The sequence below is a fragment of the Chryseomicrobium aureum genome, assembly GCF_016909155.1.
GTDB classification, from domain to species: Bacteria; Bacillota; Bacilli; order Bacillales_A; family Planococcaceae; genus Chryseomicrobium; species Chryseomicrobium aureum.
The window spans coordinates 1-26,580 of record NZ_JAFBFG010000022.1; the positions used below are offsets into that span (position 1 = coordinate 1).

Below are 26,580 nucleotides of genomic sequence, written 5' to 3' on the forward strand. Positions count from 1 at the left end.
GTTGATTTTGGTGCTTTTTTTGAAAAGTCAAGTAATTTGTTTGGAAAGTCAGAAATATAACTTACAGAAAATGTATTGTTAGCTTGATGACATTGTCACCGAGCCTCCTCACATCGACTTCGTCTCGTTGTGGGGTCTCGGCAAAACTCCGATAGCCCGGGAAATGACATCCTGGCTTCCGAGCTCTTCTGTCAACACTACAGAATCAAAGTCCACGTAAACAATGGATGTCCGCGAAACTTAATTCAATGTCCAATAATAGGTACCTGTCACCTTGTAAGAGTTCGCCCTAAAATCTTTTTAGACCAACTCGCTGTCCTATACTGTGACTGTTTGTATGATAAATCGGGCCCTGCGTTAGCACGGGCCAAATCCTTGTCTTTTTATTTTGATCTTGAAAGCAAGCTTCGTAAGTGGCATTAAACTTATTCCTTGAAAACAAACGGCGGGTTTGATACTTTAAGCAAAGTAAAGGTGGAGACCCAAATGAACGAAATCACATACAGCGACTGGAAACAAACCGACCAGTCCATACTCTATATCTACACACCCATGTGCGGCACCTGCCAAGTAGCATCCAAAATGCTCACAGTCTGTGAACAACTGATTGACGAACCCGTTCCGCAACTTAATGCGAACTACTCACCAGAACTCATGGAAGAATTTCAAGTGGAAAGTGTTCCATGTTTGTTGATTAAAAAAGCACCAAATGCTTTCGAAAAAGTCTATGCATTTCAATCTGTGCCTTATCTACTAGAGAAAATCAAAACTGCCCAATAAAAAATAATGAAAATTTGTGATGAAAAATAGTTGACTGTCAAAAATGGCTATGATACTATTCGATTACTGACAACAATACTAATTGAATATGCGTCGCTCTTATAAAGAGAGGTGGAGGGAAGTGCCCTATGAAGCCCGGCAACCGTCACGAAAGTGAAATGGTGCCAAGTCACGCAAAGCTAGCGCTTTGGAGGATGAGAGAATGGATATCTGTTGATAAAACGATGACCCTTTCTGTCTTTGCGCAGAAAGGGTCTTTTTGTATCCATCCAAAAATTTTAGAAAGGAGGCGGCACGCAAATGATTCAATTATCTAAAGTTTTAAAAGAATACACGACAAAAAATGGCAAGGTGGTTGCCGTCGACAATGTCTCATTATCTATCCAACAGGGCGAGATTTACGGGATTATCGGCTACAGTGGGGCAGGGAAAAGTTCACTCATTCGTTTACTGAACGGACTTGAACGTCCTACCGATGGACAAATTCAAGTAAACGGACGTGAAGTCTCCAAGCTCTCTTCAAAAGAGATGCGTGGGTTCCGCCAAAAAGTCAGCATGATTTTTCAACACTTCAATCTATTATGGTCTCGTACAGTAGAGGAAAACATCGCGTTCCCACTCGAAATCGCAGGTGTTTCAAAAGATCAACGCAGTGAGCGCGTAAAAGAGCTTGTCGCTTTAGTAGGGTTAGAAGGGCGAGAAAAAGCCTATCCTTCACAACTCTCTGGAGGTCAAAAACAACGTGTTGGGATTGCACGTGCTTTAGCCAATCGACCTGAAGTTCTGCTATGTGACGAAGCAACATCTGCACTTGATCCTGAAACAACCGATCAGATTTTAGATCTTCTCGTTACCATCAATAAGCAATTAGGTTTAACTATCGTGTTGATCACACACGAGATGCACGTCATTCAAAAGATTTGTCACCGCGTAGCTGTGATGGAGAATGGTCTTGTGGTTGAAGAGGGGCAAGTCATTGATGTCTTTAAGAATCCACAACAACCTATCACAAAACGCTTTGTTTCACAGATTTCAGATGGTGCACATTTCTCAGATACTGTCGATCACTTCTTAGAAATGTATCCAAATGGAAAACTCGTCAAACTTACATTTGTCGGTGATCAAACGGACCAACCGTTGATTGCTCGATTGATTAAGCAGTACGGACTTGAGGTAACAATTGTTCAAGGTAACATTACACAAACGCAAAACGGTGCGTTAGGTACTTTGTTGCTTCACATTGATGGGGATGCACTCGCTATCGATGAAGCGTTAGGTTACTTACATGCACAAAAAGTACAATCGGAGGTCATTCAACATGATTGAAAATCTTTTACCGAATGTCGACTGGCCGAAGATGTGGGAAGCTACGTATGAAACGCTTTATATGACAGCAATTTCAACCGCTTTAACATTTGTCTTCGGTTTGGCGATCGGCTTAGTTTTATTTCTGACAAGCCCTCACCAAGCATGGGCAAATAAATTTGCAAACTGGTTAACTGGAGCACTCGTGAATATCTTCCGTTCTATTCCATTTATCATATTGATTATCTTATTGATTCCATTCACGAAGTTCCTTCTTGGAAGTATTCGTGGACCGAACGCGGCATTCCCAGCACTAATCATTGGAGCTGCACCGTTCTATGCGCGAATGGTATTGATTGCTTTAAAAGAAATTGATAAAGGTGTTTTAGAAGCTGCAAAATCGATGGGAGCTACGACTTGGACAATCATTCGAAAAGTGTTGCTTCCAGAATCCATGCCAGCGATTGTTTCCGGAATTACAGTAACATCGATTGCATTAGTAGGGTACACGGCGATGGCAGGTGTCATTGGCGCTGGCGGACTTGGAACACTTGCCTTCTTAGACGGGTTCCAACGAACGCAAAACGATGTCATGATCGTTGCTACAATCATCATCTTAATCATAGTATTTATCATCCAGTGGATCGGAGACTGGTTAACAAACCGATTAGACAAACGATAATAGAGGAGAGAACGTACATGAAAAAATTACTTACAGGTTTTGCACTAGGAGCAAGCATTTTAACTTTAGCAGCATGTGGATCTGAAGGAGGTTCTTCTTCAGAAGGAGAAAACTCAACACTTACAGTAGGTGCTTCAAACGTACCTCATGCAGTAATTTTAGAGCAAGTTAAACCACTACTTGAAGAGCAAGGAATCGAACTTGTAGTTGAAACGTATCAAGATTACGTTCTTCCTAACCAAGATTTAGATAACGGTGACTTAGACGCAAACTACTTCCAACACATTCCGTACTTAGAGTCTCAAATTGCTGACAATGGGTATGATTTTGTAAATGCTGGTGGCATTCATATCGAGCCAATCGGTCTTTACTCTAAGAAATTTGGTTCAATTGACGAGCTTCCAGATGGTGCAGTTATTCTAATGAGTAACTCGGTAGCTGACCACGGTCGTGTACTTTCTATGTTAGAGGCTGCTGGGCTGATCACTCTTGACCCAGAAGTTGAAAAAACGACTGCTACAATTGAAGACGTAATCGAAAATCCAAAAAACATCGAGTTTGATCCAAACTACGAAGCAGCACTTCTAGTTCAAATGTATGAGCAAGAAGAAGGCGACGCAGTTCTAATCAACTCAAACTATGCACTTGATGCTGGAATCAATCCTTTAGAAGATTCAATCGCTATTGAAGATTCAAACTCTCCATATGTAAATGTAATCGCAGTAAATGCTGGTGATGAAGAGAACGAAAACATCGTAGCGCTTGTTGAAGCGTTGAAATCTAATGAAATTCAAGAGTTTATTTTAGATGAGTGGGGCGGTTCTGTAGTTCCTGTGACAGAATAACCACACGCTATGACTATTGGGCTAAATTCCCTTTTTACGGTTTCATTCTTTACTTGGTGGGTATACACTAAGTAACGTAAGATACTAACTGAAGGGAATGATACTTATCAAACCAGAAGGACAGCCTTACACGGAAAAAATGAACTTAGCTTTTCGTGATGCACACGGTTTTGGATATGATGAAATGAGACAAAGCGAGGATTTACGCATGAGAGTGGAACAACGTCGTCAACTTGACCACGAGAAAAGTATGCGCATCGCTGCTCAAATTGGTGCACAAGCCCACAGAGGATAATATATGTATAAAAAGCCTGTAGAACCTTGATTCTACAGGCTTTTTTGTAGTTCGGGATGATACCTATTCTCATTTAGCGCATTTGTAATGAAAATGCACAAATGTAGGATTTTCAAGGATTGAAATGATTTGCAGTCGACCTCTAATTACTGTAAGATTAGAATGATAATAATTAAGGATGGATGATTCCATTCGAAGTTAAAGATATGGAGGGTATACAATGTCGACACTAGTAATCAAAGACTTGTACGTTGAAATCGACGGCAAGGAAATTTTAAAAGGTGTGAACCTAACACTAAATACAGGTGAAATTCATGCGGTCATGGGACCAAACGGAACAGGAAAATCAACTCTTGCTTCTGCTGTCATGGGTCACCCTAAATATGAAGTTACTTCAGGTACAATCACTTTAGATGGGGAAGATGTATTAGAGATGGAAGTAGATGAGCGCGCAAAAGCTGGTCTATTCCTTGCAATGCAATACCCAAGTGAAATCACAGGCGTTACTAATGCTGATTTCTTACGTTCATCTATCAACGCACGTCGTGAAGAGGGCGATGAAATCTCACTAATGAAATTCATCCGTGAAATGGATAGCAAAATGGATTTCTTAGAGATGGATCAAGATATGGCACAGCGTTACTTAAACGAAGGTTTCTCAGGTGGAGAGAAAAAGCGTAATGAAATCCTTCAATTAATGATGATTAAACCGTCATTCGCAATTTTAGATGAGATTGACTCTGGTCTTGATATCGATGCATTGAAAGTTGTTTCTAAAGGAATCAACGAGATGCGTGGAGAAGGTTTCGGAAGCTTGATCATTACTCACTACCAACGCTTACTAAACTATATTACTCCAGACCACGTACATGTTATGATGCAAGGTCGCGTCGTAAAATCAGGCGGTCCAGAATTAGCTCACAAGTTAGAGGCTCAAGGATATGACTGGATCAAAGAAGAATTAGGAATTGAAGACGAAACTGTTGGGCAAGAAGCATAAGAAGGGAGACAGTCAACATGACGGTTGAAACAACTTTAGCAGTAACGGAACAAGATGTTCGCGCTTACTCTGAAAAAATGCAAGAACCGGGATGGATGACAGATTTCCGCTTAGCTGCTCTTGCACATGCAGCGGAACTGCCAATGCCAGAACCGGATAAAACAAATATTACGAGCTGGGATTTCTTGACGTTCCCAACACACACTGTTGAGAGTGCAACTTATGGCTCTTTATCAGAACTACCAGAAGAAGTGAAGTCGTTGATTGATTTAGACAATCAAAAAACACTTTATATACAGCGCAATAACACACCTGCCTACCTTTCTGTTTCAGAAGAGTTAAAGCAAAAGGGTGTTATCGTAACAGATCTTCACACAGCGATTCGTGAACATGCAGACTTAGTAAAGCAATACTTCATGAACGATGTAGTAAAAGTTGATGAGCACAAATTAACAGCTTACCATGCAGCGTTAGTGAACGGTGGCGCATTCATCTACATTCCGAAAAATGTGGAGATGGATGAAGTTGTCCAAGTGATTTATGTACAAGACGATGAGACTGCGTCTTTGTTTAACCACACACTAGTTGTTGCTGAAGAGAATACAAAATTAACCTATGTAGAAAACTACCTTTCTACATTTGAAACAGCTCAAGGCCAAGCAAACATCGTATCGGAAGTACTTGCAAAAGACAACGCAAAGATTACGTACGGTGCAGTTGATGTTCTTGCAAAAGGATACACAGCTTATGTCAATCGCCGTGGGGTAACACACCGTGATGCAGTGATTGAATGGGCTTTAGGCTTAATGAACGACAGCAATTCAATCGTCGAAAATGTGACACACTTAGTTGGTGACAACTCAGAAGGTCATGTGAAAATTGTAGTTGTCGGTCGCGGAGATCAAAAACAAAACTTTACAACAAAAGTCATCCACTGGGGTAAAAATTCAGAAGGTCAAATTCTGAAACACGGTGTTATGAAAGATTCAGCTTCTTCTATCTTTAACGGTATTGGAAAAATCGAGCACGGTGCTTCGAAATCGAACGCTGAGCAAGAATCACGCGTATTGATGCTTTCTGAGAAGGCGCGTGGAGATGCTAACCCAATCCTATTGATTGACGAAGATGATGTAACGGCTGGACACGCAGCTTCTGTTGGCCGTGTTGATCCAATGCAAATGTATTATTTAATGAGCCGCGGAATCTCTAAGCAAGAAGCAGAGCGCTTGATCATTCATGGTTTCTTAGCGCCTGTAGTACGAGCACTTCCAGTTGAAGGTGTGAAGAAGCAGCTTACGGAGGTCATTGAAAGGAAAGTGCGCTAATGAATCAGTCGATCCTCAGCAATTTTCCCATTTTAAATCAAGAAGTAAACGGTCATCCGCTTGTGTATTTAGACAGTGGGGCTACTTCTCAAAAGCCGACTGCTGTTATTGAAGCAGTGAAGGCGTATTACGAACAAGACAACTCAAACGTTCACCGTGGAGTGCATACACTCGGCAACCGAGCAACTGAAGGGTATGAAGGCGCACGCGAGAAGGTTCGCGGCTTCATCAATGCTTCTTCGACAAAAGAAATTGTCTTTGTTCGTGGAACGACGACTGCTATTAATACAGTGGCAGCAAGCTATGGGGATGCAAATATTTCAGAAGGTGACGAAATCGTCATCACGTATATGGAGCACCACTCGAATATTATCCCCTGGCAACAGTTAGCAAAACGCAAAAAAGCAGTCCTCAAGTATATTGAACTTGAAGAAGACGGTACGATTTCATTAGAAAACGTACGCAAAGCGATAACAGAGAAAACGAAAATTGTCTCTGTTATGCATGTTTCCAATGTTTTAGGTGTTTTGAATCCAATTAAAGAAATCACGAAGATTGCACATGAGCACGGTGCTGTCATGATGGTCGACGGGGCACAAGCAGCTCCTCACTTGAAGGTCGACGTGCAAGACCTAGATGCTGACTTTTATGCGTTCTCTGGTCACAAAATGTGTGGTCCAACTGGTATCGGTGTTCTTTACGGGAAGCAACGCCACTTAGAAACAATGGAGCCTGTAGAGTTTGGCGGCGAAATGATTGATTTCGTTGGTCTTCAAGAGTCTACGTGGAAAGAGCTGCCTTGGAAGTTTGAAGGCGGTACGCCAATCATCGCAGGAGCTATCGGTTTAGCGGCTGCAATCGACTATCTCGAGTCAATTGGACTTGATAAAATCGAGCAACATGAACATGAACTAGCCGCTTATGCAATGGAGAAGATGTCAGAAATTGAAGGTATGACCATTTACGGGCCAAAAGATCCATCAAAGCGCGCGGGGATTATCACATTTAATTTAGATGACGTCCATCCTCACGATGTGGCAACTGTCCTCGATATGCAAGGGATTGCGGTTCGCGCAGGTCACCATTGTGCACAGCCATTGATGAAGTGGCTCAACGTTTCTGCAACAGCGCGTGCAAGTTTTTACTTGTACAATACGAAAGAAGACGTTGACCGTCTTGTGGAAGGCTTGCAGAAAGCAAAGGAGTATTTCAACGATGTCTATTAATTCAAATTTAGATCAACTTTATCGTCAAGTGATTATGGATCATTACAAGAATCCTCGTAACAAAGGATCTCTTGGAGAAGAAGCCTTGACAGTCGATATGAACAACCCAACTTGTGGAGATCGCATTCATTTAACGCTTCAAGTAGAAGATGGCATCATTCGTGATGCAAAATTCGATGGGGAAGGCTGTTCGATTTCGATGTCATCGGCTTCCATGATGACACAAGCTGTCAAAGGGAAAACGGTTGAAGAAGCGATGAAGCTCTCGGAAATCTTTTCAGATATGATGACAGGCAAAGACTACGACGACTCAATTGATTTAGAAGATATTGAAGCTTTAAGTGGTGTATCCAAGTTTCCAGCACGTATCAAATGTGCAACGCTTTCATGGAAAGCAATGGAAAAGGGAGTACAGCACCAAAATCAAGGAACGGAGGAATAAACTATGGCTAAAAAAATGCCGGATATTGGCGATTATAAATATGGCTTCCATGACAAAGATGTCTCGATTTTCCGTTCTAAACGCGGGTTGACACGTGAAATCGTTGAAGAGATTTCTCGTATGAAAAATGAGCCACAATGGATGCTTGACTACCGTCTAAAAGCATTGGAGATTTTTTACGCAAAACCAATGCCACAATGGGGTGGAGAGCTTGGCGAATTAAACTTCGACGAGATCACATATTACGTAAAACCTTCAGAACAAACGGAACGTTCTTGGGATGAAGTACCAGAAGAAATCAAGCGTACGTTTGATAAACTTGGTATTCCTGAAGCAGAACAAAAGTACTTAGCAGGTGTTTCTGCTCAGTATGAATCTGAGGTTGTTTACCACAACATGAAAGAAGAACTTGAAGATCTAGGAATCGTCTTTAAAGATACAGACTCTGCACTTCGTGAAAATGAAGAGATCTTTAAAGAGTACTGGGGTACAGTAATCCCGGCATCTGATAACAAGTTCTCTGCATTAAACTCGGCTGTATGGTCTGGTGGATCATTCATCTACGTTCCAAAAGGAATCAAAGTAGATACTCCACTTCAAGCCTACTTCCGTATCAACTCTGAAAACATGGGGCAATTTGAGCGTACGTTGATCATCGTAGATGAAGGCGCATCTGTTCACTATGTAGAAGGATGTACAGCACCTGTTTACACGACAAACTCACTTCACTCAGCTGTAGTTGAAATTATCGTGAAAAAAGATGCGTACTGCCGTTACACAACGATTCAAAACTGGGCGAACAACGTATACAATTTAGTAACGAAGCGTACAGTAGTTGAAGCGAACGGAACGATGGAATGGATTGATGGAAACATTGGTTCTAAGCTAACAATGAAGTACCCAGCCTGTATCTTAAAAGGTGAAGGCGCGCGTGGTATGACACTTTCTATCGCACTTGCTGGTAAAGGCCAACACCAAGATGCTGGAGCAAAAATGCTTCATTTGGCACCAAATACGTCTTCGACAATCGTTTCGAAATCGATTTCGAAACAAGGTGGTAAAGTAACGTACCGCGGAATCGTTCGTTTCGGACGTAACGCACACGGAGCTCGTGCCAACATCGAGTGTGATACGTTGATTATGGATAACCAATCGACATCGGATACAATTCCTTACAACGAAATCATGAATGACAATATTTCTCTTGAGCACGAAGCGAAAGTTTCGAAAGTGTCTGAAGAGCAACTGTTCTACTTGATGAGTCGGGGTTTGAGTGAAGAAGAAGCGACAGAAATGATCGTTATGGGCTTCATCGAACCATTCACAAAAGAACTTCCAATGGAATACGCAGTAGAGATGAACCGTCTTATCAAGTTCGAGATGGAAGGCTCTATTGGATAATAATTAATAAAAAAACTCTGTTCCCGGATTACAACCCGGGAAACAGAGTTTTTTGTTTATTGTACGAATTGAGCCAGCTATCTATGTATTCCTTTTGGAAAGAATAGCGTTTACCAAAAGACACATAATGTGGTATCAAACGTTTTTCGATTAGAAATAAAATTTCAGCTTCAGAAAAGCGTTCTTCACTTTGCTGATTCAAGTACTCAAGCAGTGCATCGATTCCATAGAATCTATTCATCATGTCACCTCCCGCCAAACGCTCCTTCAAGAAAGAACACTTAGCATGAGTTACGAGATGCGCACTCCTTATACTACTAGAATACCCCCTCTTAAAAACTATAAACCAAGAGAGAATCAAAGAAATTTCGAGAATGAAAATGGTACACTACTATAGAAGAGGTGAGGATATGATACAGCTTGGACTTACAGGATGGGGAGATCATCCTGACTTGTATCAAGGGACTGTAAAGCAAAGATTACAAGACTACAGCGCCCATTTTCCGATTGTGGAACTTGATGCCATGTTTTATGCAGTACAACCCCAAAAAAACAATGAAAAATGGATTGCCGAAACGCCAGATACCTTTCAATTCATTGTTAAAACTTACCAACAACTTACGGGACACTTGCGAGAAGAAAGTCCTTTCGCCTCTCTTGACGAAGCATTTGAAGCCTATCGACTCGCTGTCCGCCCTTATAAAGAAGCTGGGAAGCTAGGCGCCATTTTAGCTCAATATCCACCTTGGTTTGATTGTACAAAAGAGAATGTGGATGAGCTTCGAAGATTACGATCAGAACTAGAAGAGTTTGATGTGGCGATTGAATTCCGCCATCAATCCTGGTACGAGGAACGGTTCCGAGAGAGGACGTTCGAATTTTTAAAAGAAAACAAGTTTATCCATAGTATTTGTGATGAACCGCAGTCTGGAGAGGGAAGTATCCCATTTGTTCCAGAAGTCACCGCGAGCAAAGCCTTACTTCGCTTTCACGGTCGAAATGTTGCGGCTTGGCAGGCACCTGTTACACGTCAAAACTGGCGAGAAATTCGCTATCTCTATGACTATTCAAAAAAAGAATTAGAAGAGCTGGCAACAGCCATTAATAATGTAAATCAAAAAGCAGAGACCACCTTTGTTTTATTCAACAACAATTCAGGGGGACATGCTGCACAGAATGCAAAACAACTGCAACAGATGCTCGACATCACCTATGAGGGCCTTGCACCTAAGCAGCTTGATTTATTCGGAGGAGAATTGTAATGGAATGGCTGTTATTAGTAGTGGTTGGTCTTTTTAGTGGAATTGTAGGGTCTGTCGTTGGACTTGGCGGCGGCGTCATCTTAGTCCCGGCTATTGTCTACTTAGGCTCTATCGGCTGGATCGACGGTATTACGCCACAAACCGTAGTGGGTTTATCCGTCATCATGATGATTTTCGTCGGGCTATCTTCAACAATTGCCTACATGAAAAAGAAGACGGTAGATTTTAAAAGTGGCTTCATCTTTTTTGCAGGGAGCGCACCTGGAACTGTTGTCGGTGCATTTGTAAACAGAGGGCTGGATCTTCCATCGTTTCAATTGTATTTTGGTATCATGATGGTTTTTCTCGCACTATTACTTCTTGTACGTAAGTACTTGAAACCAGTGGAATGGTTTGTGAAAAATGGTCGGAAGACAACATTTGAAGATGCAAGAGGTACCTATGTGTACGGATATCCGATTTGGTTCGCTGTTCTCTTAACCTTCGGAATAGGATTTAGTTCGGGATTATTCGGAATAGGTGGAGGCTCTATGCTCGTACCGGCTATGTTATTGCTCTTCTTGTTCCCACCACATGTAGCAGTCGGAACGTCTATGTTCATGGTATTTTTATCAGCACTCGTCAATTCCATCACACATATATCACTCGGCAATGTACCCTGGCTATACACGATTCCGGTTATTCCTGCAGCCTACATCGGAGCAAAAGTAGGGGCATACTTAAATCATCGTCTAAACTCAGATAGTTTAGTCATCTTACTTCAAATTGTGTTATTGCTATTAGGCATACGTTCTATATACGACGGACTCATGTAGGAGGTGAAGAGATGGGGACACTTCATATTATTCATACAAACGATTTACATAGTCATTTTGAAAATTGGGAAGCGATAGTAGCGAAGATTACGGCTTATAAGAAAAGTTTGCCTGCTGGAGACGAGCTACTAGTCATGGACCTCGGTGATCATTTAGACCGTTCCCATGTCTTTACTGAAGCGACAGCTGGAAAAGGGAATGTGGAACTTTTAAATGAAGCAGGCTATCATTTTGTAACAATCGGAAACAATGAAGGGATCACACTTTCTCATGAACAGTTAGAGACCCTGTATTCAGAAGCTCAGTTTAAGGTCGTACTCAGTAATTTTTTTGAACCAGACGGCACGAGACCAGAGTGGTTACATCCTTATGTGATTCACACTACATCGTTCGGAAAGAGAATCGGTCTATTTGGTATCACTGCTGCTTACGACGAATACTACAAGCAACTTGGATGGCACGTTACATCTCCACTTGATTCCGTAAAAGAGAGTATTCAAGTGCTGGCACCTCAAGTAGATTTGGTACTATGTCTTGCGCATGTGGGACGAACAATGGAAGAAGAAATTGCAGATCAATTTCCCGAAGTCGATTTACTATTTGGAGCACACACCCATCACACGTATTCAGATAATTACGTTTGGGGACGTACGCATTTATCGGCAGGAGGAAAATGGGGAATGCACATAGGTGTAGCTGTCATCCAGTTTACTGAAACTGCACCTGCAATCACCACGACACTGCATCCAGTGCAGCCGAGCTCATCGGATACGACAAACAGCAAACTAATAGAACGTGGAGAAAAACTATTAGAGGTCTCGGTTTTTTCAAACGATGAACATCTTCCAACCGCATGGGAAGTGGAATCAAAATTAAGTGAACGATTAGGCGAAGCGCTCATCACCTATACAGAAGCGGATTGCGCGCTTTTTCCTGCGGGGTTGTTACTTACAGACCTCTATCCAGGAGAAATATCTGCGAAAATGATGCATGATTTGTTACCGCATCCCATCAATCCATGTATTGTCACTTGTACAGGTGCTGATTTGATTGAAGCCTATGGGATCGCTCAAAATGAAAAGTGGCCAACGCTTGAAGTACGCGGTTTAGGATTTCGAGGAAAGCAACTTGGGAAGTTGATTTTCGCGAACTTTGTGAAAACTGGCGTAGGGTACCAGGTGAATGGGGAGCCAGTAGAGACAAAGAAAAAATATAAGCTGGCTACAGTGGATATGTTCACGTTCGGGTACTTCTTCCCGCGATTTAAAGAATTACCAAAAGTATATTTTATGCCTGAAACGATTCGAGATGTATTTATTCACTATTCCGCTTCATCAAATGATTCTAAACGCATAAAGTAAACAAAGGAGGAGATTTAAGTAGTCTTCCGTACTTAAATGATATTGAGTATGACATGGAAACGATCCAGGAAGAGGGAGGCGTTGTATTTTTGTTCCTCTCGCCTGAAAATAAGGGGTTGTCAGACGTCTTTATTCTTGTTAAGCTTAAAGGGAATTGAATATTATCTAGGTAGAGGCCGCAGAGCTTAAGAGTATAATACGGGAGTTTGACAACTAAGATCGTGTTAAAAAGGAAGCTTTGCCGAAGTGATTTGTGTCGTCACACATAAATCATTGGGGTTATTTTGAATAAAAATAACACTGTCATTTGCATTCGGCAAATGGAGAGCTACAGTCAGTTGAGACAATTAAGGGAAATTCCCGTGTATGCCAGCCTAATGATTTATTTAGGCTGGTTTTTTGTTTCACTTTTATGATCTGTAACTCCGCCTAAAAGGAGGAGAAACGTCAATGGAAGCTACAATTTTTTCACTAGTACCGCCACTTTTAGCCATTATTATGGTACTAGTCACACGCCGCGTATTACTCTCCCTTGGAGTAGGTATTGTGTCGGCCGCATTTTTATTGCATGAATTTTCACCAATGGAGTCAATACAGTCTTTATGGACCGCGTTCCAGTTATCGTTTTGGGATGAAGGATTCAACGCTTACAATGTCTTTATTATCTTGTTTATATTGAGTCTGGGAGTTATTACAGCTCTGGTCACACTATCAGGTGGGAGTCGCGCATTTGCGGCTTGGGCAATGAAGCGTGTGAAGACACGTCGAGGCGCAAAATTACTTACTGCATTTATTGGAATTTTAATTTTTATTGATGATTATTTTAATGCATTAGCTGTCGGACAAATTTCACGTCCGATAACTGATTCGCATAAGATTTCGCGAGCAAAGCTTGCTTACTTTATTGATTCTACTTCAGCACCAGTATGTGTCGTCTCACCAATCTCTAGTTGGGGTGCCTACCTGATTAGTATTTTGGGTGGTATATTTTCTACCTATGCAATCGTAGCCTATACGCCATTAGAGGCATTTGTCCTAATGGCACCTATGAACTATTATGTGGTAGCTGCATTAGCAATTGTATTTTTTGTAGCCGCAACAGATTTCGATCTATTTGCGATGAAATCACACGAGAAGCGTGCGTTAGAGACTGGCCAGTTATTTGATCCGGAAAAAGACGTTGCTGGTGAAATTAAAGAAGAGTTTCCAGTACACAATCACGGAAAAGTGTCTGACCTCGTATTGCCAATTGTTACGCTTTTAGTAGCAACAGTGGGTGCAATGCTCATCACAGGTAATCAAGCAGGTGGTTCATGGAATCTGTTCACCATCTTCGAAAATACGGACGTTCCAAAATCACTTCTAATAGGTGGATTGGCAGGAGTAGCCGTCGCTTTATTTTCGTACTTACGCCAATTTGATCGAAACCCAGAAGCAGACAGCGTCCACATCGGTGCTGCGTTTTTATCTGGGATCCGATCGATGATGCCCGCCGTCCTTATATTAGTTTTTGCTTGGGCACTTACGTATCTAATCTCTGAACTACAAACAGGAGAATACCTAGCGGGGATTGTTACAAACAACAATATTCCGGAATGGATCCTGCCTGCTTTGCTGTTTGTGATTACAGCGATCATGGCCTTTTCAACAGGAACTTCGTGGGGGTCTTTCGGAATATTGATTCCTATAGGTGCTGATATTGCAATGGCTGTAAATCCAGAACTATTATTGCCTGTTCTATCGGCCGTGTTGGCTGGTGCCGTATTTGGTGATCACTGTTCACCAATCTCGGATACAACTATCATGTCCGCAACTGGTGCAGGTTCGAATTTGTATGACCACGTTATCACTCAGCTTCCATACGCAATTATCAGTGCTGTAATTGCAGCTCTAGGCTATCTTGTCCTTGGTTTTACAGGATCTGCTTGGATTGGCTTAGGTTTTGTCTTAATTGTCTTGATACTCTTATTTATCTTTTGGTCGGCTAAAGAAAGAGTACAACAAACTGCATCTTGATACGATACCACCAGTCAATTCGGCTGGTGGTTTTGTCATGACAGTGAATTGTAGGGACGTATAAAGTATGATATATTGACAACAGGATAGACTAAGGATGGGGGCTACCGTAATGACATCGTGTAAACCAACTACAGAACGCGAACGTAAGCCGGAGTGGCTAAAAATTAAACTCAATACCAATGAAGAATATACAGGCTTGAAAAAATTAATGCGTGAAAATAATCTAAATACTGTATGTGAAGAAGCACGTTGTCCAAACATTCATGAGTGTTGGGGAACACGTCGTACCGCTACATTCATGATTTTAGGAGCAGTTTGTACACGTGCATGTCGCTTCTGTGCAGTAAAAACAGGACTACCAAATGAGCTGGACCTCGCAGAACCAGAACGCGTGGCAGACAGTGTCGTTATTATGAACTTGAAACATGCCGTAGTAACAGCTGTAGCGCGTGATGATTTGAAAGATGGCGGTTCAAAAGTATTTGCAGAAACGGTACGTGCGATTCGTCGCAAAAATCCATTCACAACAGTTGAAGTTTTACCTTCTGATATGGGTGGGGTAGAAGAAAACCTGCGCACATTAATGGATGCAAAACCAGACATTTTAAACCACAACATTGAAACCGTGCGTCGTTTAACACCAAGGGTTCGTGCACGTGCTACATACGATCGCTCACTTGAGTTTTTACGCCGTGCAAAAGAGATGCAACCGGACATCCCAACGAAGTCGTCACTGATGCTTGGACTTGGAGAGACATGGGAAGAAATTATCGAAGTTATGGACGACCTACGTGCAAACAATGTGGATATCATGACGATCGGTCAGTATTTGCAACCAACGAAAAAACATTTAAAAGTACAAAAATATTACACACCACACGAGTTCGGAAAGCTGCGTAAAATTGCGATGGAAAAAGGCTTCTCGCATTGTGAGGCGGGCCCACTCGTTCGAAGCAGCTACCATGCGGATGAACAAGTCAATGCAGCAGCAAAACAACGACAAGCAGCTGGCGAAGAAGAACTCGCTGTGCAGAATTAGGTGAAACTAGTGACACGTATTCATTTAGAAGGTTTTCAATATGAAGTAGTAGAAGAGTTTCGCGAAGGGTTTAATCAAGAGGTTTTAGAAGAGCGCTACAGCGATGTCCTACAAAAATATGATTATATTTTTGGTGACTGGGGTTATGGTCAACTTCGACTTCGTGGATTCTACGAAGACTCAAACTCCAAAGCGACGTTTGATACAAAAATCGGGACAATCCACGATTACATTTTAGAATATTGTAATTTTGGCTGTGCATACTTTTTATTGAAGAAGCTTGGGAAGATTCAAGTGGAGAAACAACCAGAAGTGGTAGCAATTGAAGAGGTAGTGAAAGAAGAGAAGGCGGACTAGTTCCGGCTTCTTTTTTTTATAGATTTAAAAAGTAAGTTGAGTGAAGTGAAGGGGCTGACTCCGGAGGGATTAAAAGCGGAACGTGAGACCCCACAGGCGTGATTTTGCGCCGAGGAGACTCACGACGCGCCCTCGGAAAGCAGCCCCGCAACGGAACTCAACGTCTTGAAGTCGGCTCCACATCTACCTACAATCGATATTTTCGCATGAAATTCTGATCGATTCGATTCTTTAGCTTCCAAGCAAGTTTTCCTTTAAAACTCTTTTTACCGTAGAGAGCAAGAGCTCGACAGTTGCCGAGAGATAAAATTGAGAGTTGGTTGGATTTGGGTTCATACTCTCGTAACTTCTGATTCAAAATGATAGCTTGCAAGTTATACCAAAGGATGGGGCCTTGTTTCACCGCATGAACGCCATTCTTTGCAATTCCTTCACCAAAGTGTGCACAGTCTCCTGCAGCAAAAATTAGAGGTTGTTCTGCTGCCTGAAGAGTCGGTGTGACAACTAAAAAGCCCTCTTCCGTGACAAGATCACTTTCATCAAATAGGGAGAAACTAGAGGCTCCTGTCAGCCAAAACATTGAGGTACAAGGATACATGTTTCCAGACTCCGTCGTTATCACACTTTCATGTAAGGACGACGGCGAATCTTGTTCTTTCAAATGTACACCTGCTGCTCGAAGCTCATCGCGCACAGAGTGTTGAGCATTCGTCTCAGATAACAACGCGCTTTTGCTAATGAGCTGAACAGGATTGCTGTAGCCATTGTTCTTTCGCCATTCTTGAATAGACAGCGCCATCTCCACTGCTGCTGCACCACCGCCAATTACAACGGGATGCTCGGTTGTTCGTATCGACTCGATCGCTTCAATCATCTTATCTGCAGGTTTTATTTGAGGTGAGATCTCCTCAAAATTGCGTGGGATGTCAATGCGAGATCCTATATCAAATGATACTAAGTCATACGGATAGCTTTTTCCGCTAGCACAATTTAGCGTCTGAGTCGCAGCATCTATCTTCGTAACAGTTTCTTCATAAAACAATGCACCCGCAATTCGACAAAAAGGAACGAGCGGCACGCGTGTCTCTTTCTCATTATAGAGTCCTTCTGCATAACCAGAGAACATCCCCGAATAATACTGATACGAAGAGCTTGAAAGAACGACTAAACGCCAGTTCGGTATTGGTTCACGTGACCATGCTCGAATGATGTGAAGATGCGCATGTCCTGCACCAACTAATACAATCGTTCTCATGCTGCATCCTCCTTTAAGATTGATTTGGCTTCACGAAGACGCTGCAGGGCAGTGAAAATTTCTACAGCTAAGAACAGAAGCGTGAGTAAAGTTAAGTAGGTGGGGAATAGTATCATAAGTGAGAACAAAATGAATCCTTCCGTTCTCTCCGCTAAACCTGGTTGATAATAAAACGATTTCATCCCTTTTTTCTCAGTCAATGAACCGACCGTCAAAAAGATGGTCATCGCCCAAATAATAGAGCACGCGAGAAGCAGTAATGCCCACATTGAATCTGGATAGAGAAATGCGAGCCCTATGATGACGCTTATTTCAACCAATCGGTCATAGCTCACATCAAGTAAAGTTCCCCAAGCGGAAGAACGGGATTTTCTGGCCATCGCACCATCGACCGCATCTAAAAATCCTGAGAACCAAAGTGTGGTTAGCGCAAGCCATGGATTTCCTAAGTAAATCCAAAGTCCAGACGTGACCCCGATTGTAAACGCAATATTAGTCACTTGGGTGGCAGTCAACCCAATATCGAGTAGTTTACCGGCAGTCTGGTTAATTACAGGGTCCACATATTTTCGTGCATGTGTATCGAGCATATTCATCACGCTTTCAATTTAAAGTATGGTATAGATTACATTATACACACAGTAGACAAGAGAGGTGGTACATAGATGTCAAAACAAACAGATATCCTTATACTTGGAGCCGGTGCAGCGGGATTAACGGCAGCCTTCACAGGTGCCGGATTTTCAAAAAAAGTCATTATGGTCGATAAAAATAAACCAGGTGGAGAATGTACCTGGTCGGGTTGTATTCCTTCTAAAGCACTGATCAATCGTGCGAAAGAAATTCATCATGTGCGGAAATATGTACCTGACTTTGCTCCAGACACAGAAAAGATTTTAGAAGAAGTGCGTCAGGTCATGGAGGACGTTTATCTAAATGAGTCGCCAGAAGTCCTTGCAAAATCGGGAATTGAATTCATTCAGGGGAAAGCAACATTTTTAGATGCACATCGTATTGAAGTGAATGGTGCAGTGATTGAAGCAAAAAAAGTCATCATTGCCACTGGATCGAAACCATTGATTCCTCCAATTGTAGGACTCAAAGACGTCGATTATTTAACGAACGAAAACTTGTTTCAACAACAAACATTCCCAAAAAGTCTCCTTATTTTAGGGGGCGGCCCGATTGGTTCCGAGATGGCTCAAGCCATTGCTCGACTAGGAACAGAAGTCCATCTCGTGGAGAAAGGACCTCGTATCCTCGGAAACGACGAAGAGCAGCATGCGAAACTAGTGCAAGACCGCTTGGAATCAGAAGGTGTACACATTCACACGGGTACAGAAGCCAAATCGGTTAAACAACAGGGAGGAAAGATTCACCTGACTGTCGAAAAGGATGGAATGCAATTTGATTTGACGGCAGACAAAATCCTCGTGGCACTCGGTCGTCAAGCAACATTAGAAGGATACGGCCTAGAAAAGACTGGTGTAGGGTACAGCAAGAAACGAATCAAAGTAGATGAGCATATGGAGACTACAGCAAAAGGCGTCTATGCCATCGGAGACGTTGTTGGACCGTATCAACTATCCCACATGGCGAATGCCCAAGGTATTACAGCTGCACAAGATGCGATTTTACCGATTCGCCGAAAAATGGACTATTCGAATGTTACGTGGTGTACGTATACAGACCCTGAAATCGGACACTCTGGACTGACAGAAAAACAAGCTCGTGACAAGCACGGTGATTCGACTCGAGTGTATACGCATTCCTATGATGAGCTTGACCGGGCGAAAACGAAGCCGGATTATATGGGCGAATTAAAAGTCATACTCGATAAAAAAGGGATGATTTTAGGGGCGAGTGCTGTAGGTGACCGAGCTGGTGAGATTATCAGCCACATCCAAACACTAAAAATGCTAGAAATTAATATGGGCAAACTTTCTAGCGTGATTCATCCGTATCCAACGTATAGTGAAATACTCGTGAAGCTCGGGAAGAAAATTTATGTCGATAATCTCCTCAACAAACCAATTGTCAAGCAAGTGACAAAATGGCGTGACAAGGAGAGTGAGTAATATGAAATGGAAAGTCGGCGTACTACTTACCGGAATTTTAGTTACAGGAGGAATGGTGAAAATGTGGACACAACCGCGTGATTTAGGAGCAGAAAATGGGAATCTACGAGAGCTTCCGATGACTCCAAATGCCGTCTCTTCTCAAACGGATAAACAGTCTGCTTATGTGGAGCCATTGCCGTTTGTAGGATCCGAAGGTGAATCAATCAAGCACCTTTTAGAGGTACTCGATGAGATGGAATCAATTGAAGTCATGACACATGAACCACGCTATATCCATGCAGTCGCAACTACAAAATTGATGAAATTCAAAGATGATCTTGAGTTTGCGATTCGTGAAGGAGAAGATGTTATTCACGTGCGTTCAGGCTCGAGAATTGGCTATTCAGACGGCGGTGTGAACCGAAAGCGCTATGAAAAAATTCGTGCACTTTACTTGGAACAGACCAAATGACACGCAAGAAAAAACTTGCGATCGCCAGTAGTCTGCTATTTGTTCTACTAGCGTATATTGTCAACTCTCTTCCAGCTCTGTCTGCTGAAGGAATCAAGACGTGGATTGAATCACTTGGTCCATGGGCACCTGTTGTCTACATTGTGATCTATGCACTTCGTCCACTCGTTTTCTTTCCCGCGTCCGTTCTCACATTGACAGGCGGTGTTTTGTTTGGCGCTTGGTTTGGAACGCTTTATACTCTAATTGGAGCTACTTTAAGCGCAGTTGTAGGGTATGTAATGGCTGAGAGACTTAGTAAGTTATGGAGCTCTTCAGCACCTAATGATCGTTTGCAAAAAGCGAAACGGCAGATGGAAGAGAACGGTTTTATTTATGTAGTATGGTTTCGATTAGTACCATTTTTAAACTTTGATGTCGTGAGTTATGTAGCCGGTTTGGCACGAGTCAAATGGCTTCCTTTCATTCTTGCCACAGTCATCGGGATGTTTCCTGGAACAGTGGCTTACAATTTTCTGGGTGGAAGTTTGATAGCAGGAGATTGGCGTGTTATTGTAGCTGCTTTAACAGTAGTCGTTTTATTCACAGTGATCAGTTTGATTGTACGAAAGAAACTTCAACAAAAAGAACAGATGGGGGAATAAGATGAAGAAAAAATGGATGCTCGCTTCTAGTATGCTCCTACTTGTTCTTGGGGCATGTAGTAATGAACAGGCAGCACCAGTAGCGGACTTTTCACAACAATGGAGTGAGTTGACCGAAGCAGCACAAGGAACGACTGTAAACCTCTATATGTGGGGAGGTAGTGATTCGATCAATAGCTACTTTGATGAGTGGGTCACTCCGAGACTAGAAGAGCAGTACGACATTTCTCTTAACCGTGTACCAGTGAATGATACACAAGAAATATTGACGCAGCTACTAGATGAAAAAACGGCAGGTAAAGAAACGGGCAGCATAGATATTATGTGGATCAACGGAGAGAATTTTAGAAATGCAAAGGACAACGACTTGCTCAATCAACCGTTTGCGGATAAACTGCCGAACGTAGCAGATCTTGTGGATCAACAAGCGCCGCAAATCGCAGAGGATTTTGGCATTCCCGTCGACAACTTGCAAGCTCCATGGGGGACTGCACAATTTGTGATGACGTATAACTCAGAAGATGTTACTGATGTGCCTACTTCTTTTGAGCAACTCGCTCAGTGGGTCCAAGACAATCCTGGTCAATTTACATACCCTGCTCTTCCAGATTTCACAGGAGGAGCATTCGTTCGACATGCACTAGAGGAAATTGTGGGGACGGAACAATTCACATCAGATGAGCCACTGGAGCGTGATGAGTTTGACAAAATGATGCAGCCGGTATGGGAGTATTTAAATGCGATAGAGCCTTATTTGTGGCGAGCAGGAGATACGTATCCTGAGAGTTTAGCCCGTCTTGATCAACTCTATACGAATGGAGAGGTCGCATATACAATGGCTTATGATCCAATCAAAGCAGCTGCCGAAGTACAAAACGGACGATTCCCAGACTCGACGCGCACTTTTATTTTTGATGGAGGTACGTTGTCGAACACCCATTATTTAGCCATCCCGTTTAATGCAGAAAATCCACTTGGAGCAGCCGTAGTGATCAATGAATTGTTATCTGTTGAAGCGCAAGCTGCGAAACTAGACCCTGCAAACTGGGGAGACCTTCCTGTACTTGATTTTTCTAAGCTTTCGGATGAACAACAACAAGTCTTTACAGCAATTGATTTAGGGGAAGCCTCTTTATCCATTGAAGAGCTTGAATCAAAGCGTATAGCAGAAATCCCATCCATCTATGTCGAATGGATTGAGGAAGGCTGGTTGGAGAATGTGGCACAGAACTAAAGACTATTTACTTGTACTGCCAGCACTTGTGCTGACAGGGGTATTATTTTTTGGCGGATTGATCGATGGATTGTTTAAGAGTTTCGGATATTTTCCAGCTGTAGGAACTTCAACATTTTCACTGCAGGCGTACCAAGAGGTTATGACGAGTTCGCTTTTTGCGGATTCACTTGATCTCACGGTCCGAGTGGCGATTTTATCTACAAGTAGTGCAACAATTCTTGGTGTTGGAGCAGCGCTTGCACTTTATTTCATGGCTAGGCGGACCAGTGCACGTTGGCTGCTCCGCCTTTTTCAACTTCCATTGACAATCCCTCATCTCGCGGCGGGTTATTTCATGATTTTATTACTCTCTCAAAGTGGACTGATTGCACGAGTTTCATATGCATTGGGGTGGATAGACATGCCTTCAGAATTTCCTGTTGTGGTGAACGACCGCTTCGGGCTAGGAATGATTTTGACCTATAGCTGGAAAGAGGCACCGTTCATCGCCTTACTTGTGTATCCGGTCCTTGCTCGAATCCACGACAATTGGTTGGATGCTGCAAAAGTATACGGAGCTACAACTACTCACTATATTTGGCATGTTCTCTTACCTGCAATTCGGCCAGCGGTCATCACGGCTAGTTTGATTGTCTTTATTTATACACTCTCTTCATTTGAAGTACCGTATCTATTAGGAGTAACGTACCCATCCACACTTCCAGTCTATGCTTTCCAACTGTACACAAGTGGTAGCTTTGCAGACCGTTCTGAAGCACTCGTCATTATGTGGTTATTGACCACGGTTGCACTTGTTGTAGGGCTAGTTGCGTATCGCTTTTACCGGAAGAGCTATGAACGGGGGTGGGAGTGATGCGTCGTTCATCCTTCTATTTACTTTTAATCGGGTTGATCTTTGCCTTACCGTTCGTGCCAGCTCTCATCGCAAGTTTCGGGGGAGTGTGGCGATTTCCGACGATTATTCCGGACGGGATTAATTTACGTGCCTGGGAAAGTGTTTTCTCTCCATCTTCACGGACGCTTTCAGCCATCTTCTTGAGTTTGTGGATTGCATTTTGTGTGACAGTCATCAACTTGATGGTAGGAATACCAGCGGCGTATGCATTAACACGAAAGAAATTGCGCTTTCAAAGTGGCATTGAAGCTGTACTCCTCGCACCTATTTTTGTACCAGCGCTTGCAGCGGTCATGGGCATCCATTTGACGTTTTTACGACTTGGATTGACGGAGACCGTGATAGGGGTCATCCTCGTACATCTTGCGCCGTCCATGCCCTACGTGATTCGAGCAGCCATGATTAGTTTTCAAACGATGAACGAGGAAGCGGAAGATGCTGCAAAAATGCTTGGTGCAACAAAATCACAACGCTTTTATCACGTCATCTTGCCGCACTTGATTCCCGGGTTAACGGCAGGCGTTGTTCTAAGTATGTTGATTTCACTTAGTCAGTATAGTGTGACATTGTTGATTGGTGCAGGTCAGGTCATCACGTTGCCAATCCTCTTCGTTCCATTTTTAAATGGTGGGGATCCAGCGATTGGATCAGCGTACACTTTAGTGTTTTCTGCTGTAGCACTTGCTCTCGTCTTACTTTTAGACGGAGGGCTTCGTTCGTATTATGCAACTAGAAAAGGAGGCTGTCATGAGTGGATTTGAAATCAAAAATCTTTCCAAATCGTACGGGGAGGACTTTACGCTAGCTCCAGTTTCGTTAACGATTCAATCTGGAGAATTTGTGACGCTTTTAGGCCCCTCTGGATGCGGTAAAACAACTTTATTAAAACTTGTAGCGGGACTTATTGCACCAGATGGTGGTGAGGTCTATCAACAAGGGAAAGAACTAACATCGGTTCCTTCTGAGAATAGACAGTTTGCGATGATGTTCCAACAACCTCATTTGTTTCCACATATGACGATTGCAGAGAATGTAGCATTTGGCCTTCGGATGCGAAAAGTGGCGAAGAAAGAACGATTGAAGAAGGCTGAAGAAGTGCTTGCAGAAGTCGGATTAGGAGGGTATGGAAAGCGGTATCCATACGAGTTGTCAGGTGGCCAACAACAACGCGTCTCATTGGCTCGAGCTTTGGTCATTGAGCCGACTTTACTCTTACTGGATGAACCTTTTAGCGCATTAGATCCTTTACTGAAAGTCGAGATGCAACAATTGGTCAAAACTGTTCATCAGCAAACGGGTGTCACGACAATTTGTGTCACGCATGATCAAGAAGAAGCTTTTTATCTGTCGGACCGGATTGCGCTCATGCAAACAGGTGAAGTCGTGCAAGTGGCGGATCCTCAAACGCTGTATAGGTCTCCAGCTACTTTAGCAGTGGCAAAGTTTTTAGGCTATAAAAACTTTATTCCGGTCAAAGTCGAACAGGACAGCATCGTGACGCCATTTGGAACATATGCAGCTACTATATCGATTGAAAGTGGAAAGTACCAGTGGGCGATACCTTCAGAAGCGATTTCGTTGAAGGGATCTTTACAGGGCTTGGTAAATGAGGTCGTGCATCACAAGGGATACATAGAAACGGTGGTTGAGGTGGAAGGGCATGAACTCACAGTACGTAAACTAACCCCGGATGCACAAGCCTTGCGAGTAGGGGACTCGATTACAATTGGATTACCAGATGAGGACCTCGTATTGTTGCGGGAGTAATTCCTTGAAGATCCGGGTGTTTAGTTTCCATAACATCATTAGGGGCGTTAATCAGAGAGTTTCGGTCGCTAATGAACAAACTACGGTCGTTAAATGAGTGTTCTCGGTCGCTAATGGGCATCACTCGGGCGTTAAATGCAGAAGTCCCAAGCCCTTACTAGTAAGAACTTGAGAAATTAAGAAGAATCGCGATGGGGCCGCTCGAATTTGAGCGGCCCCATTCCTTTTCATTCGTATTTTGATCTTGAAAGCAATCCTTGTAAGATGAATCTAAATCAATTCATCCGAATGTAAGGTGGCATTCTCCACATCTAAAACTGAAGTTGAGTGGAAAGGAGGGGTTGACTCCAGTGGGATTCCAGTCTGCCGTGAGATCCCGCAGGAGGCTACGACGAGGAAGCTCACGCAGCGCCCACGGAAAGCAGCCCCGCAGTGGAACTCAACTTCTAAAATTGCACAATTTCTGAACAGTCGGCTCCACATCTAAAAACTTAATTCAGAAGTTCCCGCAAATACTCGCGAAGCTCCTCTGCTTCCTCTGGATTTCGGTTAAATGCGTGCTCCAGATAACCTTCTTCTTCCACATCATCCGCGCCGATAATAGCCATCCGGTTGAATTGGATATCCATTACTAAAACTTTCCCGAAAAAGCGTGTGCTCTGCAGAATTGCTAAATCGTAGCGCTGCGTTTCTCCTGTAAAACTCACAAAGCGAGTCTTTGTATCTTCGACATCGTCATATAAATAAAAACGTTCCATGCTGTTCACCTCAAGTTCTTGTCAATCCTATGGTACTATAGAGGTGAAACGTATTCAAACAGGAGGAACTGCTTATGTATTTTGTCGACCGGAAACGGATTGAATTCATTGCCACTCACCTTGAAGAGTTGGTTGCAGTCTATCAAAACAAACACCAATGGTCTAGTTACCCAGAAAGCCAATTGATTCTGGAGCGTATTGCAAGCTCTTCCATCGAATCAGTCCTCGATATTGGAAATGCAATGATTGACGGCTTCATCATGCGCGACCCTGGAAGCTACGATGACATCATCGACATTTTAGTAGATGAAAAAGTTGTACCTGCTGATATGGAAAAGGGATTGAAAGAAATCGTTGCCCTTCGTAAAAATGTGGTGCGCGACTATTTTGCAGTGAATGCAGAAGAAGTGACAGCTGTTTTAGACCGACAGCTCGGGACACTCGTCGAATTTCCTAACCACGTCCGGAAGTATTTAGTGAATGAACTTGGCCCTGTTTCGGCATTTTTACCGGAGGACTCGAATGTTCAATTATAAAATTGTCTGTCTTGATCTAGATGGAACGGTCTATAAAGGTGCTGAGCCGATTCCGGAAGCGATCACGTTCATTCGTGCGATGCAGCAAAAAGGGATTGAGCCGTTTTATATTACAAATAATGCGTCTATGACACGAACTGAGATTAAAGAAAAACTTAGAGGGTTCGGTGTCGAGACGACTGAGCAACAGATCTACACATCTGGAATGGCTGCTGCTCATTTCGTCAAACGTGATTTTCCAGAGGCGAGTGTGTACGTTATTGGTACGGACGCACTTCGCGATGAATTGACTGCTGCTGGTCTGCAGCTGACGGAGCGGAATGCAGATGCTGTCGTGATGGGGATCGACCGGGGTATCACATACGATAAACTCTCTCAAGCTTGTCTTGAAGTTCGAGCCGGTGCTACGCTCATTGCGACGAATCCAGATCATGCCTTCCCGTCACACCAAGGATTTCTCCCTGGAAATGGTGCGTTTGTGCGATTGGTCGAATATTCGACAGAGACTGACGCTATCTTTTGTGGGAAACCGTCACCCATTATGCTGGAGTTGATTCAGCAGGCGACGGGTGCGGCTCGTGAAGAGATGGTGCTAATTGGCGATAACATGAAGACAGATTTACTAGCAGGTGTTGATTTCGGAATTGCAACGATTCACGTCAATTCCGGAGTGGACCGTCCGGAAACTATCCGTGAGCAAGGTATGAAGATAACACGATTTGTTGATAAAATGACCGATTTATTGGCATAAAAAAAATCAGTAGCATTCGAGACAGTCGTCAAGAGATGCTACTGATTTGTT

At 42.9% G+C, this 26,580-nt stretch carries 29 protein-coding genes and 2 riboswitches; of the genes, 25 read left to right on the forward strand and 4 right to left on the reverse strand.

Annotation, left to right across the window (positions count from 1 at the left end; all coding sequences use genetic code 11):
- The first annotated feature begins 486 nt into the window (after positions 1-486).
- The 10 genes from JOD03_RS12330 to sufB all read left to right on the forward strand — a co-directional run bounded on the left by JOD03_RS12330 (position 487) and on the right by sufB (position 9,301).
- Positions 487-780 carry a thioredoxin family protein gene (locus JOD03_RS12330; protein ID WP_204591558.1) on the forward strand — a complete coding sequence of 98 codons (294 nt, stop codon included), beginning with the start codon at positions 487-489 and terminating at the stop codon, positions 778-780.
- A 96-nt stretch (positions 781-876) separates the two neighbouring features.
- A riboswitch (SAM riboswitch) is annotated at positions 877-981 on the forward strand.
- A gap of 99 nt (positions 982-1,080) precedes the next feature.
- Positions 1,081-2,106, forward strand: coding sequence for a methionine ABC transporter ATP-binding protein (locus tag JOD03_RS12335; protein ID WP_204591560.1), 1,026 nt, complete (start codon positions 1,081-1,083; stop codon positions 2,104-2,106).
- Positions 2,099-2,767 (forward strand): methionine ABC transporter permease, encoded by a 669-nt coding sequence (locus JOD03_RS12340; protein WP_204591562.1) that lies wholly within the window; start codon positions 2,099-2,101, stop codon positions 2,765-2,767. The genes JOD03_RS12335 and JOD03_RS12340 overlap by 8 nt, the downstream gene beginning before the upstream one ends.
- A 17-nt stretch (positions 2,768-2,784) precedes the next feature.
- On the forward strand, positions 2,785-3,612 hold the full coding sequence (locus JOD03_RS12345; protein ID WP_204591564.1) for a MetQ/NlpA family ABC transporter substrate-binding protein: 828 nt from the start codon (positions 2,785-2,787) through the stop codon (positions 3,610-3,612).
- A 97-nt stretch (positions 3,613-3,709) separates the two neighbouring features.
- The gene (locus JOD03_RS12350; protein WP_204591661.1) at positions 3,710-3,907 is read left to right on the forward strand and encodes a YuzK family famiily protein; all 198 of its coding nucleotides are present in this window, start codon (positions 3,710-3,712) and stop codon (positions 3,905-3,907) included.
- 220 nt (positions 3,908-4,127) lie between these two features.
- Complete coding sequence (sufC, locus tag JOD03_RS12355; protein WP_204591565.1) at positions 4,128-4,907, forward strand: Fe-S cluster assembly ATPase SufC; 780 nt, start codon at positions 4,128-4,130, stop codon at positions 4,905-4,907.
- A gap of 17 nt (positions 4,908-4,924) precedes the next feature.
- Positions 4,925-6,232: a Fe-S cluster assembly protein SufD gene (gene sufD, locus JOD03_RS12360; protein WP_204591567.1), complete on the forward strand. Its 1,308-nt coding sequence runs from the start codon at positions 4,925-4,927 to the stop codon at positions 6,230-6,232.
- Entirely contained in the window at positions 6,232-7,458 is a 1,227-nt protein-coding gene (locus tag JOD03_RS12365; protein ID WP_204591569.1) for a cysteine desulfurase, read from the forward strand. Before sufD ends, JOD03_RS12365 begins: the two co-directional genes overlap by 1 nt.
- Positions 7,448-7,900, forward strand: a complete 453-nt coding sequence (sufU, locus tag JOD03_RS12370; protein ID WP_094944351.1) for a Fe-S cluster assembly sulfur transfer protein SufU — start codon at positions 7,448-7,450, stop codon at positions 7,898-7,900. Before JOD03_RS12365 ends, sufU begins: the two co-directional genes overlap by 11 nt.
- Positions 7,901-7,903: 3 nt before the next feature.
- Positions 7,904-9,301, forward strand: a complete 1,398-nt coding sequence (sufB, locus tag JOD03_RS12375; protein ID WP_204591571.1) for a Fe-S cluster assembly protein SufB — start codon at positions 7,904-7,906, stop codon at positions 9,299-9,301.
- Positions 9,302-9,329: 28 nt separating this feature from the next.
- Here the strand turns inward: sufB and JOD03_RS12380 are convergent, their stop codons facing one another.
- Positions 9,330-9,542 (reverse strand): hypothetical protein, encoded by a 213-nt coding sequence (locus JOD03_RS12380; protein ID WP_204591573.1) that lies wholly within the window; start codon positions 9,540-9,542, stop codon positions 9,330-9,332.
- A gap of 169 nt (positions 9,543-9,711) precedes the next feature.
- Between JOD03_RS12380 and JOD03_RS12385 the strand changes: the two genes are divergently transcribed.
- From JOD03_RS12385 to JOD03_RS12410, 6 genes are all read left to right on the forward strand, one after another.
- Positions 9,712-10,563 carry a DUF72 domain-containing protein gene (locus tag JOD03_RS12385; protein ID WP_204591576.1) on the forward strand — a complete coding sequence of 284 codons (852 nt, stop codon included), beginning with the start codon at positions 9,712-9,714 and terminating at the stop codon, positions 10,561-10,563.
- The gene (locus tag JOD03_RS12390; RefSeq protein WP_204591578.1) at positions 10,563-11,378 is read left to right on the forward strand and encodes a sulfite exporter TauE/SafE family protein; all 816 of its coding nucleotides are present in this window, start codon (positions 10,563-10,565) and stop codon (positions 11,376-11,378) included. The genes JOD03_RS12385 and JOD03_RS12390 overlap by 1 nt, the downstream gene beginning before the upstream one ends.
- A gap of 11 nt (positions 11,379-11,389) precedes the next feature.
- The gene (locus JOD03_RS12395) at positions 11,390-12,739 is read left to right on the forward strand and encodes a bifunctional metallophosphatase/5'-nucleotidase (protein ID WP_204591580.1); all 1,350 of its coding nucleotides are present in this window, start codon (positions 11,390-11,392) and stop codon (positions 12,737-12,739) included.
- Positions 12,740-12,901: 162 nt separating this feature from the next.
- A riboswitch (Lysine riboswitch) is annotated at positions 12,902-13,078 on the forward strand.
- 111 nt (positions 13,079-13,189) lie between these two features.
- On the forward strand, positions 13,190-14,755 hold the full coding sequence (locus JOD03_RS12400) for a Na+/H+ antiporter NhaC family protein (protein ID WP_204591581.1): 1,566 nt from the start codon (positions 13,190-13,192) through the stop codon (positions 14,753-14,755).
- A gap of 112 nt (positions 14,756-14,867) precedes the next feature.
- The gene (gene lipA / locus JOD03_RS12405; protein WP_204591583.1) at positions 14,868-15,797 is read left to right on the forward strand and encodes a lipoyl synthase; all 930 of its coding nucleotides are present in this window, start codon (positions 14,868-14,870) and stop codon (positions 15,795-15,797) included.
- A 9-nt stretch (positions 15,798-15,806) separates the two neighbouring features.
- Positions 15,807-16,154 carry a YutD family protein gene (locus JOD03_RS12410; RefSeq protein ID WP_338032476.1) on the forward strand — a complete coding sequence of 116 codons (348 nt, stop codon included), beginning with the start codon at positions 15,807-15,809 and terminating at the stop codon, positions 16,152-16,154.
- Positions 16,155-16,341: 187 nt separating this feature from the next.
- Here JOD03_RS12410 and JOD03_RS12415 read toward each other — a convergent pair whose 3' ends face one another.
- Together JOD03_RS12415 and JOD03_RS12420 are read right to left on the reverse strand one after the other, a co-directional pair.
- Positions 16,342-17,409, reverse strand: a complete 1,068-nt coding sequence (locus tag JOD03_RS12415) for an FAD-dependent oxidoreductase (RefSeq protein WP_204591585.1) — start codon at positions 17,407-17,409, stop codon at positions 16,342-16,344.
- Positions 17,406-17,999: a CDP-alcohol phosphatidyltransferase family protein gene (locus tag JOD03_RS12420; RefSeq protein WP_204591587.1), complete on the reverse strand. Its 594-nt coding sequence runs from the start codon at positions 17,997-17,999 to the stop codon at positions 17,406-17,408. The genes JOD03_RS12415 and JOD03_RS12420 overlap by 4 nt, the downstream gene beginning before the upstream one ends.
- A 75-nt stretch (positions 18,000-18,074) precedes the next feature.
- On the opposite strand from JOD03_RS12420, the gene JOD03_RS12425 reads away from it, so the two are divergent.
- From JOD03_RS12425 to JOD03_RS12450, 7 genes are read left to right on the forward strand one after another with little or no spacing between them, the layout of a single operon-like run.
- Entirely contained in the window at positions 18,075-19,487 is a 1,413-nt protein-coding gene (locus tag JOD03_RS12425) for a dihydrolipoyl dehydrogenase family protein (RefSeq protein WP_239584979.1), read from the forward strand.
- A 1-nt stretch (position 19,488) separates the two neighbouring features.
- On the forward strand, positions 19,489-19,941 hold the full coding sequence (locus JOD03_RS13805; RefSeq protein ID WP_239584980.1) for a DUF1499 domain-containing protein: 453 nt from the start codon (positions 19,489-19,491) through the stop codon (positions 19,939-19,941).
- Positions 19,938-20,585 (forward strand): TVP38/TMEM64 family protein, encoded by a 648-nt coding sequence (locus JOD03_RS12430; RefSeq protein ID WP_204591589.1) that lies wholly within the window; start codon positions 19,938-19,940, stop codon positions 20,583-20,585. Before JOD03_RS13805 ends, JOD03_RS12430 begins: the two co-directional genes overlap by 4 nt.
- Before the next feature lies 1 nt (position 20,586).
- A complete protein-coding gene (locus JOD03_RS12435) occupies positions 20,587-21,819 on the forward strand; it encodes an ABC transporter substrate-binding protein (protein ID WP_204591591.1) in 1,233 nt (410 codons plus the stop codon).
- Positions 21,803-22,675, forward strand: a complete 873-nt coding sequence (locus tag JOD03_RS12440; RefSeq protein WP_204591592.1) for an ABC transporter permease — start codon at positions 21,803-21,805, stop codon at positions 22,673-22,675. Before JOD03_RS12435 ends, JOD03_RS12440 begins: the two co-directional genes overlap by 17 nt.
- Complete coding sequence (locus tag JOD03_RS12445) at positions 22,675-23,478, forward strand: ABC transporter permease (RefSeq protein WP_204591594.1); 804 nt, start codon at positions 22,675-22,677, stop codon at positions 23,476-23,478. Before JOD03_RS12440 ends, JOD03_RS12445 begins: the two co-directional genes overlap by 1 nt.
- On the forward strand, positions 23,465-24,484 hold the full coding sequence (locus JOD03_RS12450) for an ABC transporter ATP-binding protein (protein ID WP_204591596.1): 1,020 nt from the start codon (positions 23,465-23,467) through the stop codon (positions 24,482-24,484). The genes JOD03_RS12445 and JOD03_RS12450 overlap by 14 nt, the downstream gene beginning before the upstream one ends.
- 491 nt (positions 24,485-24,975) lie before the next feature.
- Here the strand turns inward: JOD03_RS12450 and JOD03_RS12455 are convergent, their stop codons facing one another.
- Positions 24,976-25,242: a DUF3055 domain-containing protein gene (locus tag JOD03_RS12455; protein WP_204591598.1), complete on the reverse strand. Its 267-nt coding sequence runs from the start codon at positions 25,240-25,242 to the stop codon at positions 24,976-24,978.
- Positions 25,243-25,316: 74 nt separating this feature from the next.
- Between JOD03_RS12455 and JOD03_RS12460 the strand changes: the two genes are divergently transcribed.
- Positions 25,317-25,778 carry a DUF86 domain-containing protein gene (locus JOD03_RS12460; RefSeq protein WP_204591602.1) on the forward strand — a complete coding sequence of 154 codons (462 nt, stop codon included), beginning with the start codon at positions 25,317-25,319 and terminating at the stop codon, positions 25,776-25,778.
- Positions 25,765-26,529, forward strand: coding sequence for an HAD-IIA family hydrolase (locus JOD03_RS12465; protein WP_204591604.1), 765 nt, complete (start codon positions 25,765-25,767; stop codon positions 26,527-26,529). The genes JOD03_RS12460 and JOD03_RS12465 overlap by 14 nt, the downstream gene beginning before the upstream one ends.
- The last annotated feature ends 51 nt before the right edge of the window (positions 26,530-26,580 follow it).

Coding starts and splice junctions, on each gene's coding strand:
- sufU (WP_094944351.1), top strand. CDS start 7,448: ATGTCTATTAATTCAAATTTAGATCAACTTTATCGTCAAGTGATTATG.
- JOD03_RS12440 (WP_204591592.1), top strand. CDS start 21,803: ATGTGGCACAGAACTAAAGACTATTTACTTGTACTGCCAGCACTTGTG.
- sufB (WP_204591571.1), top strand. CDS start 7,904: ATGGCTAAAAAAATGCCGGATATTGGCGATTATAAATATGGCTTCCAT.
- JOD03_RS12400 (WP_204591581.1), top strand. CDS start 13,190: ATGGAAGCTACAATTTTTTCACTAGTACCGCCACTTTTAGCCATTATT.
- lipA (WP_204591583.1), top strand. CDS start 14,868: ATGACATCGTGTAAACCAACTACAGAACGCGAACGTAAGCCGGAGTGG.
- JOD03_RS12450 (WP_204591596.1), top strand. CDS start 23,465: ATGAGTGGATTTGAAATCAAAAATCTTTCCAAATCGTACGGGGAGGAC.
- JOD03_RS12425 (WP_239584979.1), top strand. CDS start 18,075: ATGTCAAAACAAACAGATATCCTTATACTTGGAGCCGGTGCAGCGGGA.
- JOD03_RS12455 (WP_204591598.1), bottom strand. CDS start 25,242: ATGGAACGTTTTTATTTATATGACGATGTCGAAGATACAAAGACTCGC.
- JOD03_RS12460 (WP_204591602.1), top strand. CDS start 25,317: ATGTATTTTGTCGACCGGAAACGGATTGAATTCATTGCCACTCACCTT.
- JOD03_RS12430 (WP_204591589.1), top strand. CDS start 19,938: ATGACACGCAAGAAAAAACTTGCGATCGCCAGTAGTCTGCTATTTGTT.
- JOD03_RS12365 (WP_204591569.1), top strand. CDS start 6,232: ATGAATCAGTCGATCCTCAGCAATTTTCCCATTTTAAATCAAGAAGTA.
- sufC (WP_204591565.1), top strand. CDS start 4,128: ATGTCGACACTAGTAATCAAAGACTTGTACGTTGAAATCGACGGCAAG.
- JOD03_RS12435 (WP_204591591.1), top strand. CDS start 20,587: ATGAAGAAAAAATGGATGCTCGCTTCTAGTATGCTCCTACTTGTTCTT.
- JOD03_RS12330 (WP_204591558.1), top strand. CDS start 487: ATGAACGAAATCACATACAGCGACTGGAAACAAACCGACCAGTCCATA.
- sufD (WP_204591567.1), top strand. CDS start 4,925: ATGACGGTTGAAACAACTTTAGCAGTAACGGAACAAGATGTTCGCGCT.
- JOD03_RS12350 (WP_204591661.1), top strand. CDS start 3,710: ATGATACTTATCAAACCAGAAGGACAGCCTTACACGGAAAAAATGAAC.
- JOD03_RS13805 (WP_239584980.1), top strand. CDS start 19,489: ATGAAATGGAAAGTCGGCGTACTACTTACCGGAATTTTAGTTACAGGA.
- JOD03_RS12340 (WP_204591562.1), top strand. CDS start 2,099: ATGATTGAAAATCTTTTACCGAATGTCGACTGGCCGAAGATGTGGGAA.
- JOD03_RS12345 (WP_204591564.1), top strand. CDS start 2,785: ATGAAAAAATTACTTACAGGTTTTGCACTAGGAGCAAGCATTTTAACT.
- JOD03_RS12390 (WP_204591578.1), top strand. CDS start 10,563: ATGGAATGGCTGTTATTAGTAGTGGTTGGTCTTTTTAGTGGAATTGTA.
- JOD03_RS12335 (WP_204591560.1), top strand. CDS start 1,081: ATGATTCAATTATCTAAAGTTTTAAAAGAATACACGACAAAAAATGGC.
- JOD03_RS12380 (WP_204591573.1), bottom strand. CDS start 9,542: ATGAATAGATTCTATGGAATCGATGCACTGCTTGAGTACTTGAATCAG.
- JOD03_RS12445 (WP_204591594.1), top strand. CDS start 22,675: ATGCGTCGTTCATCCTTCTATTTACTTTTAATCGGGTTGATCTTTGCC.
- JOD03_RS12415 (WP_204591585.1), bottom strand. CDS start 17,409: ATGAGAACGATTGTATTAGTTGGTGCAGGACATGCGCATCTTCACATC.
- JOD03_RS12385 (WP_204591576.1), top strand. CDS start 9,712: ATGATACAGCTTGGACTTACAGGATGGGGAGATCATCCTGACTTGTAT.
- JOD03_RS12420 (WP_204591587.1), bottom strand. CDS start 17,999: ATGCTCGATACACATGCACGAAAATATGTGGACCCTGTAATTAACCAG.
- JOD03_RS12465 (WP_204591604.1), top strand. CDS start 25,765: ATGTTCAATTATAAAATTGTCTGTCTTGATCTAGATGGAACGGTCTAT.
- JOD03_RS12395 (WP_204591580.1), top strand. CDS start 11,390: ATGGGGACACTTCATATTATTCATACAAACGATTTACATAGTCATTTT.